Origin of the sequence: Nonomuraea sp. B5E05 (genome assembly GCF_039880665.1) — a bacterium.
Classification (GTDB): Bacteria; Actinomycetota; Actinomycetes; order Streptosporangiales; family Streptosporangiaceae; genus Nonomuraea.
This window is the reverse complement of record NZ_JBDPMJ010000018.1, coordinates 49,680-61,367: the sequence shown is the minus strand read 5'-3', so window position 1 is coordinate 61,367 and position 11,688 is coordinate 49,680. Positions and strand designations below refer to the sequence as shown.

The window sequence follows — 11,688 nt, the reverse complement described above, 5'->3', positions numbered from 1 at the left end:
CGGCCCCCGTTTCCGCTAACCTCACCTCGTCACTCCCGCTTTCTTGGAAGGTTTCGTCGTGATCGGCTGGCTAGAAGCGGTGGTGCTGGGGCTGATCCAGGGGCTCACGGAGTTCCTGCCGATCTCCTCCAGCGCCCACATCCGTGTGGTCTCCGCTTTCGCCGGCTGGCAGGATCCGGGCGCGGCGTTCACCGCGGTCATCCAGCTCGGCACGGAGACGGCCGTGCTCATCTATTTCCGCACGGAGATCTGGAAGATCATCTCCACCTGGACCCGCTCCCTGTTCGTCAAGGAGCTGCGCGGCCACTGGGCGGCCCGCATGGGGTGGTACATCATCGCCGGCTCGCTGCCCATCGGCATCCTCGGCGTGCTGCTGAAAGACCAGATCGAGACCGTCTTCCGCGACCTGCGGCTGGTCGGCACCACGCTGATCGTCTTCGCCTGCATCCTGTGGCTCGCCGACCGCACCGCCCGCAACAAGCTCACGCTGGAAAAGCACCTCAGCCTCCCCCACGCCCTCGTCTACGGCTGCGCCCAGGCACTCGCCCTGATCCCCGGCGTGTCCCGCTCGGGCGGCACGGTCACCGCCGGCCTGCTGCTCGACTACCGCCGCGAGGACGCCGCGAAATACTCGTTCCTGCTGGCGATCCCCGCCGTCCTGGCCTCAGGCTTGTACGAACTGCGCGAGATCGGCGAAGGCCCCGCCCCCGCGTGGGGGCCCACCATCCTGGCCACGATCGTCTCGTTCGCCGTCGGCTATCTGGCCGTGGCCTGGTTCCTGAGATACATCAGCACCCACCGCTTCACCCCGTTCGTGATCTACCGGATCATCCTCGGGTTCTTCGTCATCCTGGCGGTCACGTTGGGGTGGATCCCGGCCAACGGCTGAGGGTGCGTGGATAGCGGCTGCACAGGGCGAAGACGGCGGCGAACAACGTCCAGGCGGCGACGTACGCGACGGGGTGGGCCCAGGTGTCGCCGACGAGGCCGGACAGCGCGGCACGGCCCTCGAAATAGCAGGCCAGGCCGCCGATCGCGCCCGGGATCGCACCCCACCAGCGCCGCCACCACACCTCGTTCGTGACCACCTCGAAGACCACGAGGGCGATCGGGCCGCCGAGGAGGAACCTCATCCCCGGCGGGTCCGACATGAACGCGGAGATCACCATGACCACCACCGCGGAGCCGGCCGTCAGCAGGACGACGGCCCCGAAGGGGGCGGGCTCGTCGCGCGGATCGAGGTCGGGCGGCTCGAGGTCGGGCGGCTCGACGTCGGGCGGCTCGACGTCACCGAGATCGTCGTCGGGCCGGTCGTCGTCGGGCCGGTCGTCGTCGGGCCGGTCGTCGCCGCGCGGAGGAGGGCCGTCGGCGGGGACGTGCTCTTCACGGGGGTCGTTGTCGTCAGGCACGGCGACCATTCTGGCCCAGACCGGCCGCGAGCGGCGGCCCTGGTCGAATGGCCTCGTGGGCCGAAGAGCGGGGTAGGCGTCCGGGTAATCCGCAGACCGAAGATCTGATCCTGTCGAAGGCGATCGCGTCGTTCCAGCCGCGGGGCTACCTGACGGGCGCGCTCTCCCTGGAGGAGGTCACGGGGGCCGCCTCTGCCCGGTAGGTGAGCAGCGTGAACAGCAGGGCCGCAAGGCCCAGCCCGGTGGACAACACGATCACGCCCGTCCTGCCGTACCAGCCGAGTGCCGCGCCGCCCGCCAGGCCGGCCACGAACAACCCGAGATACTGCGCCGACGACAGCAGGCCCAGACCGACCGAGACGTTGTCCGGCACCGCGGCGACGGTCCTGAACTGCTGGGCGGGCGCGACCAGCCAGCCGAGCGCGCTCCACAGGAACGCCCACACCAGCGCGACGGGCAGCGCCAGGTTCGCGACGGGCACGAGGGCCAGGAACACGGTGCCGGTCACCAGCGCGATCAGGATCATGCGGCGCGGGCCGTACGCGTCGGTGAAGCGCCCGCCGAGCGTGTTTCCGACCACGGCGCCCAACCCCCACGCCCACAACACGGCGGTCAGCGGCAGGTCGAACAGCGACCCGAGATAGGTGTAGGCGGCGAAGCTCGCGGCGAACATCAGCACGTGCGTGCCCAGCACCGCCAGCACCCGCCGGTCGGCCAGCGGCACGAACCGCTCCTTCAGCCGCCCTGACACCGGGATCCTGACGTCGGGCACCAGGGCGGCCACCCCGGCGAGCCCGGCCACCCCGAGCCCGGTGACCAGCCAGAGCGTGGCCCGCCAGCTCGTGGCGCCGCCCAGCCAGGTGCCGAGCGGCACGCCGACCGCGGACGCCATGCTCACCCCGCCGATCACCAGCGCCAGCGCGCGACCCCGGCGTTCCGGCGGGCTCAGCGCGCTCGCCACGGCCGACGCGGTGGGCGTGAACATGGCGGCGCCCGCGGCGGCGAGCACGCGGGTGGCCAGGACCGTCGCGTACGTCGGCGCCAGCGCGGTCAACGCGTTCCCCACCACGAACACGCCCATCCCCGCCAGCAGCAACGTCCTGCGGGGCAGCCGCGCGGTCAGGGCGGCGAGCAGGGGCGAGAGCACCGCGTACGCCAGCGCGAACACGGTCATGAGCTGGCCGGCCGCCGCCGTGGAGATGCCGAGGTCCGCCGAGATGGGCGGCAGGAGTCCGGCGGTGACGAACATGCCCGTACCGATCGCGAAATTTCCGGCGGCCAGCGGGTAGAGACGTGTGCTCAAGGGAGGCTCCATCCGTACAGTTGGACGCACATCAAACTGTCGCACTGTTTTATGGTTGTCAAACAATGCGACCGAGATAGGATGGGATCCATGCGCCTGCTCCCGCACCCGGCGACGGAGGACATCGAGCTCACCGAGGTCCTGCGGGCACTCGCCGACCCCGTCCGGTTGAAGATCGTCGCCCGGCTGGCCACGGTCGGCACGATGACGTGCGGAGAGGCCACCGACCACCTCGGCGTGCACAAGTCGACGGCCTCACACCACCTCCGGGCCCTCAGGGAGGCCGGCGTCGTCTGCACCAAGCAGGAGGGCCGGCTGAAATACATCAACCTGCGCCGCGACGACCTCGACGCCCGCTTCCCCGGCCTGATCGACTCGATCCTCACCGCCTCCCGCGACGACTCGGCCGCCGCGGTCTCCGGCGACCAGCCGGTCCCCGCCGCGTCCGGTGACGACCCGACCCTCATCGCGGCCGGCGAGCGCGGCCGGCGCTGACCCGCTCACATGACCGGCCCCGACCTGCCCATCCGCCACGTCCTGCCCCAGCTGCTCGGCACGCTCGGCCGGCACGGCGCCACCGTCCTCACCGCCCCACCCGGCACCGGCAAGACGACGGTCGTCCCGCTCGCCCTGGCCGAGACCGGGATGCGGGTGCTGGTGGCCGAGCCGCGGCGCCTGGCCGTGCGCGCGGCGGCCCGGCGCATGGGTGTGAGCTACACGATCCGCGGCGAGCGCCACACGGGCGCCGACCCCAGGGTCGAGGTCGTCACCACCGGCGTGCTCCTCCAGCGCCTCCAGCGGGACCAGGAGCTGGCCGGGGTCGACGCGGTCATGCTCGACGAGTGTCACGAGCGCCACCTCGACGCCGACACAGCGCTGGCGTTCCTCCTCGACGTACGCGGCACGCTCCGGCCCGACCTGCGGCTGCTGGCCACGTCCGCCACCGCCGACGCGGGCCCGTGGTCGCGGCTGCTCGGCGGGCCCGTCGTCGCGGCCACCGGCGCCACGCACCCGGTCGAGACCGTGTGGGCGCCGCCGCCGCGCCCGATCACCCCGCCGCACGGCCTGCGCGTCGATCCCGCCCTGCTGTCCCACGTCGCCGCGACGGTGCGCGTGGCGCTCGCGGAGCGGGACGGCGACGTGCTGTGCTTCCTGCCCGGCGTCGGCGAGATCGCGAAGGTCGCGGGGCTGCTGGCGGGGGCCGGGGTGGAGGTCCTGCAGGTGCACGGCCAGGCTCCGGCCCGCGTCCAGGACGCCGTGCTGTCGCCCGGCACCGCCCGCAGGGTGGTGCTGGCCACGTCGGTCGCCGAGTCGAGCCTGACCGTCCCCGGCGTACGGGTGGTGGTCGACTCGGGGCTGGCCCGCGAGCCGCGCACCGACCACGCCCGCGGCCTCGGCTCGCTCACCACGGTCAGGGTCTCGAAGGCGTCGGCGGACCAGCGGGCCGGGCGAGCGGGCCGCGAGGCGCCCGGCGCGGTCTACCGCTGCTGGCCGGCGGCCGACCACGAGCGCCTCGCCGACCACCCGCGGCCGGAGATCGTGCTGGCCGACCTGACCGGGTTCGCGCTGCAGGCGGCCTGCTGGGGCACGCCGGACGCGTCCGGCCTGGCGCTCCTCGACCCGCCGCCGGCCGCCGCGATGTCCGCCGCCACCCGCGTCCTGGAGGCTCTCGGAGCCGTGGAAGGGCGGCGGGTGACCGACCGGGGGCGGCGGATGGCGCTCGCCGGCGTGCACCCGCGCCTGGCCCGCGCCCTGCTCGACCTCGGGCCACGCGCCGCCGAGGTGGTGGCCCTGCTGTCGGAGCAACCGCCGCGCGACGCGGGCGACGACCTGGTGGAGCTCTGGCGTACGGCCCGGCGCGGCGGCACCCCGTACGCGGCCCGCTGGCGCCAGGAGTCCGCCCGCCTCCGGCGCACCGCCACCACGGCCGGACCACCCACCCACAACGGAACCGCAGAACCGTCTGCCCACGGCGGAACCGCAGGGGCGGCCGCGCACGCGGGAGCCTCGGGGGCGGATGACGCGCTGGCCGGGGTGGCGGTGGCACTGGCGTTTCCCGAGCGGGTGGCGCGCAGGCGGGGTGGCGGGTATCTCATGGCGTCGGGCACGCGGGCCCAGCTCGCCGAGGGTTCGAAGCTGGCCACCGCCCCCTGGCTGGCCATCGCCGTCGCCGACCGCCCGGCCGGGTCGGCCTCGGCCCGCATCAGGCAGGCGGTCGTGATCGACGAGGCCACCGCCAGGCTGGCCCACCCCGTCACCACGGAGGACGAGGTGGCCTGGCGGGTCCCGCCGGGTGAGCGCCGCGGTGACGTGTCCGCCCGCCGGGTGGAGCGCCTGGGCGCGATCGAGCTCTCCTCCACCCCGCTCAAGGACGCCGACGTCCGCGATGCCATCCTGTACGGCCTGCGCACGGAAGACGTACTGACCTGGACGAAGCAGGCCAGGGACCTCAGAGACCGCATGGCCTTCTGCCACCGCGCGATCGGCCCGCCCTGGCCCTCGATGGACGCGCTCATCGACCTGGCCGATCAGTGGCTCGAACCCGAGCTGTCCAGGGCCCGCCGCCGCGCCGACCTCGAACGCATCGACGTGGCCTCGGCGCTGCGGCGCCTGGTCCCGTGGAGCGAGCGTCTGGAGGAAGCCGCTCCCGAACGCGTCGAGGTCCCGAGCGGCTCGCGCATCCGCGTGGACTACTCGGGCGAGCAGCCGGTGCTGGCGGTGAAGCTGCAGGAGTTGTTCGGCCGGCAGGAGACACCGGAGATATCCGGTGTGCCGGTCCTGGTGCACCTGCTCTCTCCGGCGGGCCGGCCGGTGGCGGTCACCGCGGACCTGGCGTCGTTCTGGCGGGACGGCTACCGGTCCGTACGCGCCGAGTTCCGCGGCCGCTACCCCAAGCACCCGTGGCCCGAGGACCCGCTCACCGCGCCACCGACCAGACGTACGAAGAGGGGCGGAGCATGATCGACCGGCTGGCGGAGGCGGTTCGCGACAACGCCGGGTGGTGCGACCTGATGTGCCGCGCCCACGGTTCTCCCGGCACGTTCACCGGGAGGGCCTGGACGAACGCCGCCAGGACCCCGCTCTTCTATCCGGACGCCGTCACCCTCTCCCCCGCCGCGACGGCGGCCGACGTGCTCGACCGCATCGACTCCGGCCCCGGCGCCTCGGTCAAGGACAGTTACGCCACGCTCGACCTGCCCGGCTTCGACGTGCTGTTCGAGGCCCAGTGGTTGTGGCGGTCCGCTCCCGGACGGACGGACACCAGCCGGACGGGCACCGGACCGGCGGCCCGGCGGCGCCCGGGTGCGGGAATCGGGTGGGAGGTCGTCGGCGACGCGGCCACGCTCGCCGACTGGGAGCGGACGGCCTTCTCCGGCGAGGTACGCGGCCTCTTCCCGGCCTCGCTCCTCGGCCACGTGCAGATCCTCTGCGGCCGGATCGACGGCGAGATCGTCTGCGGATCGGTGCTCACCGGGAGCGGTGCGGTGGCGGGCGTCTCCAACGTGTTCGCCTCCGGCTGCGACCTGGACACCGCGTGGGCGGGCACGGTCGCCATGGCGGCCTCGCTGTTCCCCGGCCGCCCGCTGGTCGGCTACGAGAGTGACCCGGAGGCCGCCCTGGGCCACGGCTTCGCCACGATCGGCCCGCTCCGCGTGTGGCTCAAACCATGATCGCCACCACCGGCGTGACCGCGTCCAGCGGGGGGCGGGGTCCCAGGGGGAGATCGGTCAGAGGGCGGTTCAGGGCAGGAGGTCGTCCAGGGTCGGGTCGGCGACGGCGGGGAAACTCTCGGACCCCACCCCCACGTCCTTGAACCCGCTCGACGTGGCGATGCACACCACGGGCCCGTCGAAGTCGCGCCCGAGCCGCCGGTAACCGGCCACCCCCGCCGCCCCCGACAACTCCTGCCACATCCCCTGCCCGGCCAGGTCGCGCTGCGCGGCGCGCAGCTCCTCGTCGGTCAGCAGCACCGCCTCACCGCCGCTGTCCCGCACGGCCAGCACCCCGCGGTGCCCGCCGACCGGCCCGGCGATGCCGTACGCGTCGCTCCGCCCGAGCTCGACGATCGCGGCGGGCGCACCGGCGGCCAGCGCCCTGGCGTGGGGGCCGCCCGCGGCGGTCTCGCAGGAGAACATCCGCGGCAGGGTCTCGGCGACCCCGAGCCGCCGCAGCTCCGTGAACCCCTTCCACACCCCGTAGAGCAGCTCGGCGTAGCCGGTGGGCGCGAAGACGGCCGCGGGCACCCGCCCGAGCTGCCGGAACAGCTCGTACGCGATCGTCTTGTAGCCCTCGGGCCCGAACGGGTGCCCGGTGTGCGTCACGGTCTGGTTGCTGACGGGGTGGTAGCCGAGCCGGTCGACGACCTCGCGCAGCAGCGGCCAGCGCGCCTCGACGGGCACGGAGACGACCTTGGCCCCGTACGCCCGTGCGAACGCCTGGACGGCGGGCGGCGACGCGGCCGAGGTCAGCACGATGGCGGGCAGGCCGGCCCTGGCCGCGTAGGCGGCGGCGGAGGCCCCGTGGTTGCCGGAGGAGGCCACGACGATGCCGGGCGCGCCCGAGGCGAGGGCGGCGCTCACGGTGACCCGGTTGAGGCGGTCCTTGTGCGACCAGGTGGGGTTGCGCGACTCGTCCTTGACGTGAACGCCGTCGAACGCCACCAGCGGTGTCCCGCCCTCCCCCAGCGTGGGCGCCTCCAGGGGCGGCAGGAGCGGCGACCAGCGTGCGATGTCGGCGCCCGGCTCCTGCGCGAAAAGGCCCGGGTCGACCCGGTCGTAGTCGTAGTCGACGTCGAGTGGGTAGGCGATCTCGGCGGTGCTGGTCCGAGGGCAGCCCCGGGTCAGCGGCGGGAACAGCGGATATCCGGCCGAGGGGTCACCGAGGGAGCGCTGGCGGCGGGCGAGAGACGGTCCGTTCACGCGTACCGACTCTAATCAGACTCGCAACCGCATGGGAAAAGCTGCACACTCTAGTCATGTTGTGGGCAGGCAGGTCCGCTGTCGAGATCGCGACGGCCGTCAGGAGCGGGGACGTCACGGCCGCGACGGTCGTCGAGGAGCATCTCCACGCCATCTCGGAGCGAGATCCCAGATTACGGGCGTTCCGGCTGGTCCGGGAGCAGGCGCTGGACGAGGCGCGGGCGTTGCAGAAGCGGCGCGACCTCGCGGAGCTGCCGCTCGCCGGCGTGCCGGTGGGGGTCAAGGACAACCTGGAGGTGGCCGGTGCGGCCATGCGCGCCGGGTCCAGGGCGACGCCGGACGTGCCCGCGCGGCAGGATCACGAGACGGTGGCGCGCCTGCGCGCGGCGGGTGCGGTGGTCGTCGGCCTGACCAACCTGCCCGAGCTGGGGCTGGTCGCGTTCGGCGACAGCGCCTACGGCATCGCGCGCAACCCGTGGGATCTGACGCGCACGCCCGGCGGCTCGTCGGCGGGCAGCGCCGCGGCCGTGGCGGCGGGCATGGTGCCGCTGGCGCTCGGCAACGACGGCATGGGCTCGGTACGCATCCCGGCGGCGTGCTGCGGGGTGCTGGGCATCAAGCCGGGCACCGGGCTGGTGCCGCCGCCCTCCGACGACTGGGACCGGTTGTGCGAGAACGGCCCGCTGGCCCGTACGGCGCCGGACCTGGCGCTGGCGCTGTCGGTGCTGGCCGGGGACCCGTCGCTGGCCCAGGCGTGGCGGTCAGGCCGGCGGGAGGAGCCGCGCCCGCCCATGTTGCGCTCGGTCTGGGCCGACGACGACAAGGTGTGGGAGCCGCAGCCGCCGTCCGACGGCCCGGAGCCGTTCGACCTGCGGGTGGCCTACGCCCCGCAGCCGCTGCCCGCGGGCATGACCGTGGACAAGGAGTTCCAGGCCGCCGTACGCGCGGCGAGCGAGACGTTGCGCGTGGCCGGGCACACGGTGGTCGAGCACACCCGCAAGCTGCCCGGCTGGCTGGGCCCGGCGTCGGTCGCGGCGTGGCTGGTCAGGACCGCGGCGGCGGCGGACGGCCTGGACAGGAGCCGGCTGGAGCGGCGTACGCGGGCGCTGAGCCGCGCGGGCCGGGCCCTCGGCGCGCTCAAGCTGGACGGCGCGAGCGGCCGGGAGCGCTGGAGCGGCTACGGCGCCGACCAGTGGTTCGGCAACGCCGACGCCATGGTCATGCCCGCCCTGGCCGCGATCCCGCCCATGGCCGACCGCTGGGGCAGGCGCGGTTTCGTGCGCAACACGGTGACCAACGTCAGATACGCCCCCGCCACCGGCGCGTGGAACATGTGCGGCTGGCCCGCGATCACCGTGCCGATCGCCACCCATTCGACCGCGCTGCCCATCGCGGTGCAGGTCATCGCCCCGCCCGGCGGCGAGCCTCATCTGCTCGGCCTGGCGGCCCAGTTGCAGGCCGCCCACCCGCCGCTCCGCCCGCCGGGTCTCGGTTTCTGACGACCGGCCCTTCCGGAGGGGCCGGTGGGGACCACAACGTCCCCCGGTCTGAGCCGGGGGACGCCGTGACGGGGACTGTCAGATGCCGATCGGGTGCCAGACGGTCTTGGTCTCCAGGAACCGGGTCATCCGCCCGAGCCCGGGGTCGGCCGTCCACTCCTCCGGCGCGGGCCGCAGCACGCGCTTGAGGTTTTCCGCCGCCGCCTGCTCGCACCGCAGCGCGAGATCGGCGTCGTCGACCCCGGTCAGGTCGAGCCCGTTGACGTCCATGTGGGCGGCCAGCCAGGGAGCCAGCTCGGCCTGCGACCCGGTGAGGATGTTGACCACCCCGCCCGGCAGGTCGGAGGTGGCCAGCACCTCGGCCAAGGTGATCGCCGCGAGCGGGGACGGCTCGGAGGCCACCACCACGCACGTGTTGCCGGTGACGATCACCGGGGCGACCACCGACACCAGTCCGAGCAGGGGATCGGCGGGCGCCACCACGGCCACCACGCCGGTCGGCTCGGGCGACGACAGGTTGAAGTACGGGCCCGCCACCGGGTTGGCCGCACCGTGCACTGCGGCGATCTTGTCGGACCACCCCGCGTACCAGACCAGCCGGTCGACCGTCGCGTCGACCCGCTCGGCCGCCGCCCGCTTGCCGCCGCCGAGCTCCTCGACGAACTGGCCGCGCCGGCCCTCCAGCATCTCGGCCACGCGGTAGAGGATCTGCCCCCGGTTGTAGGGGGTGGCGCTCGACCAGCCGGGGAACGCCTTGCGGGCGGCCACCACGGCGTCGCGGGCGTCCTTGCGCGAGGCGCGCGAAGCGTTGGCGAGGAAGTCGCCCTTGGCCGAGGTCACCGGGTAGGACCTCCCACTCTCCGAGCGCGGGAACGCCCCTCCGATGTACAGCTTGTAGGTCTTTCTGACGGACAACCTACTCATCGCCGCGCCCCCTCCACGTGGACTCCTGCGACATCTGGACCTGCACGAAGACCTGGCCGCACCGGCTCACGCCGCAGCGGTGGGCGAACCAGCCGGTGCGCACGGGGCGCCCGACCCTGGCGAAGGCGTGCCCGTCCGCGGGCTGCACGCGACGGGCGCGGCGCAGCCCGCACCTGGAGCCGGGCCTGCGGCCCGGTTGGTGACGCTCACACATCGAGGTACGCCTCCAGCCCGTGCAGCCCGCCTTCCCTGCCGTAGCCGGACTCCTTGTAGCCGCCGAAGGGCGAGGCCGGGTCGAACTTGTTGAACGTGTTGGCCCAGACGACCCCGGCCCTGAGCCGGTCGGCCATCCACAGGATGCGCGAGCCCTTCTCCGTCCAGATGCCGGCGGACAGCCCGTACGGGGTGTTGTTGGCCTTCTCGACGGCCTCGGCGGGCGTGCGGAAGGTCAGCACGGACAGCACGGGACCGAAGATCTCGTCCCTGGCGATGCTGTGCGACTGCGCGACCCCGGTGAAGACGGTGGGCGGGAACCAGAAGCCCTTGTCCGGCAGCTCGCAGGACGGCGACCAGCGCTGCGCGCCCTCGCTCTCGCCGAGGTCGCTCAGCGAGCGGATCTTCGCGAGCTGCTCGGCCGAGTTGATCGCGCCGATGTCGGTGTTCTTGTCGAGCGGGTCGCCCAGCCTGAGCGTGCTCAGCCGCCTGCGCAGCGCCTCCAGCACCTCATCGTGGACGGACTCCTGCACCAGCAGCCGGGACCCGGCGCAGCACACGTGGCCCTGGTTGAAGAAGATGCCGTTGACGATGCCCTCGACGGCCTGGTCGACGGCGGCGTCCTCGAACACGATGTTGGCCGCCTTGCCGCCCAGCTCCAGGGTCAGCTTCTTGTCGGTGCCCGCCACCGCGCGCGCGATGACCCGGCCCACCTCGGTGGAGCCGGTGAAGGCCACCTTGTTCACGTCGGGGTGGCCCACCACGGCGGCGCCGGTCTCGCCCGCGCCGGTCACGATGTTGACCACGCCCGGCGGCAGGTCGGCCTGGCGGCAGATGTCGGCGAAGGCCAGCGCGGTCAGCGGCGTCGTCTCGGCCGGTTTGAGCACCACCGTGTTTCCGCAGGCCAGCGCGGGAGCGATCTTCCAGGCGAGCATGAGCAGCGGGAAGTTCCACGGGATGACCTGCCCGGCGACGCCGAGCGGCCGGGCGCCGCCGAACCCCGCATAGGCCAGCTTGTCGGCCCACCCCGCGTAGTAGAAGAAGTGGGCTGCGACCAGCGGCACGTCCACGTCGCGCGACTCGCGGATGGGCTTGCCGTTGTCGAGCGACTCCAGCACGGCCAGCTCGCGAGCGCGCTCCTGAATGATCCGCGCGATCCTGAACAGGTATTTCGCCCGCTCAGCGCCGGGCAGCTCGCTCCAGGCCCCGAACGCCTTGCGCGCGGCCCGCACGGCCCGGTCGACGTCGTCGGAGGTCGCCGTGGCCACCTCGGCCAGCTTCTCCTCGGTCGCGGGGTTGATGGTCTTGAAGGGGGTGCCGGAGCCGTCGGCGAACTCGCCGTCGATGAACAGTCCGTACGACGGCTTGATGTCGACGACGTCGCGCGACTCGGGCGCGGGGGCGTACTCGAAGATCGCCAT

General features: G+C 73.5%; 11 protein-coding genes. 5 read left to right on the top strand and 6 right to left on the bottom strand.

Annotated elements, in window-relative coordinates; all coding sequences use genetic code 11:
• Window positions 1-58 precede the first annotated feature (58 nt).
• Window positions 59-889, top strand: a complete 831-nt coding sequence (locus ABGB01_RS29535) for an undecaprenyl-diphosphate phosphatase (protein WP_347776801.1) — start codon at window positions 59-61, stop codon at window positions 887-889.
• On the opposite strand, the gene ABGB01_RS29530 is transcribed toward ABGB01_RS29535, so the two are convergent.
• The gene (locus tag ABGB01_RS29530; protein WP_347776800.1) at window positions 858-1,409 is read right to left on the bottom strand and encodes a hypothetical protein; all 552 of its coding nucleotides are present in this window, start codon (window positions 1,407-1,409) and stop codon (window positions 858-860) included. The genes ABGB01_RS29535 and ABGB01_RS29530 overlap by 32 nt on opposite strands.
• 145 nt (window positions 1,410-1,554) lie before the next feature.
• Window positions 1,555-2,712, bottom strand: coding sequence for an MFS transporter (locus tag ABGB01_RS29525; protein WP_347776799.1), 1,158 nt, complete (start codon window positions 2,710-2,712; stop codon window positions 1,555-1,557).
• A 90-nt stretch (window positions 2,713-2,802) separates the two neighbouring features.
• Between ABGB01_RS29525 and ABGB01_RS29520 the strand changes: the two genes are divergently transcribed.
• The 3 genes from ABGB01_RS29520 to ABGB01_RS29510 are packed head-to-tail and all read left to right on the top strand — an operon-like array spanning window position 2,803 to window position 6,383.
• Window positions 2,803-3,207 (top strand): helix-turn-helix transcriptional regulator, encoded by a 405-nt coding sequence (locus ABGB01_RS29520; RefSeq protein WP_347776798.1) that lies wholly within the window; start codon window positions 2,803-2,805, stop codon window positions 3,205-3,207.
• A gap of 9 nt (window positions 3,208-3,216) precedes the next feature.
• On the top strand, window positions 3,217-5,673 hold the full coding sequence (hrpB, locus tag ABGB01_RS29515; RefSeq protein WP_347776797.1) for an ATP-dependent helicase HrpB: 2,457 nt from the start codon (window positions 3,217-3,219) through the stop codon (window positions 5,671-5,673).
• Window positions 5,670-6,383, top strand: a complete 714-nt coding sequence (locus ABGB01_RS29510) for a hypothetical protein (protein ID WP_347776796.1) — start codon at window positions 5,670-5,672, stop codon at window positions 6,381-6,383. Before hrpB ends, ABGB01_RS29510 begins: the two co-directional genes overlap by 4 nt.
• Before the next feature lie 69 nt (window positions 6,384-6,452).
• Here the strand turns inward: ABGB01_RS29510 and ABGB01_RS29505 are convergent, their stop codons facing one another.
• Window positions 6,453-7,631, bottom strand: a complete 1,179-nt coding sequence (locus tag ABGB01_RS29505) for a pyridoxal-phosphate dependent enzyme (RefSeq protein WP_347776795.1) — start codon at window positions 7,629-7,631, stop codon at window positions 6,453-6,455.
• Window positions 7,632-7,687: 56 nt separating this feature from the next.
• Between ABGB01_RS29505 and ABGB01_RS29500 the strand changes: the two genes are divergently transcribed.
• Entirely contained in the window at window positions 7,688-9,130 is a 1,443-nt protein-coding gene (locus ABGB01_RS29500; protein WP_347776794.1) for an amidase family protein, read from the top strand.
• Between the two features lie 78 nt (window positions 9,131-9,208).
• On the opposite strand, the gene ABGB01_RS29495 is transcribed toward ABGB01_RS29500, so the two are convergent.
• The 3 genes from ABGB01_RS29495 to ABGB01_RS29485 are packed head-to-tail and all read right to left on the bottom strand — an operon-like array spanning window position 9,209 to window position 11,688.
• Window positions 9,209-10,054: an aldehyde dehydrogenase family protein gene (locus tag ABGB01_RS29495; RefSeq protein WP_347776793.1), complete on the bottom strand. Its 846-nt coding sequence runs from the start codon at window positions 10,052-10,054 to the stop codon at window positions 9,209-9,211.
• The gene (locus ABGB01_RS29490) at window positions 10,047-10,268 is read right to left on the bottom strand and encodes a hypothetical protein (RefSeq protein ID WP_347776792.1); all 222 of its coding nucleotides are present in this window, start codon (window positions 10,266-10,268) and stop codon (window positions 10,047-10,049) included. Before ABGB01_RS29490 ends, ABGB01_RS29495 begins: the two co-directional genes overlap by 8 nt.
• Window positions 10,261-11,688, bottom strand: a complete 1,428-nt coding sequence (locus ABGB01_RS29485; protein ID WP_347776928.1) for an aldehyde dehydrogenase family protein — start codon at window positions 11,686-11,688, stop codon at window positions 10,261-10,263. The genes ABGB01_RS29490 and ABGB01_RS29485 overlap by 8 nt, the downstream gene beginning before the upstream one ends.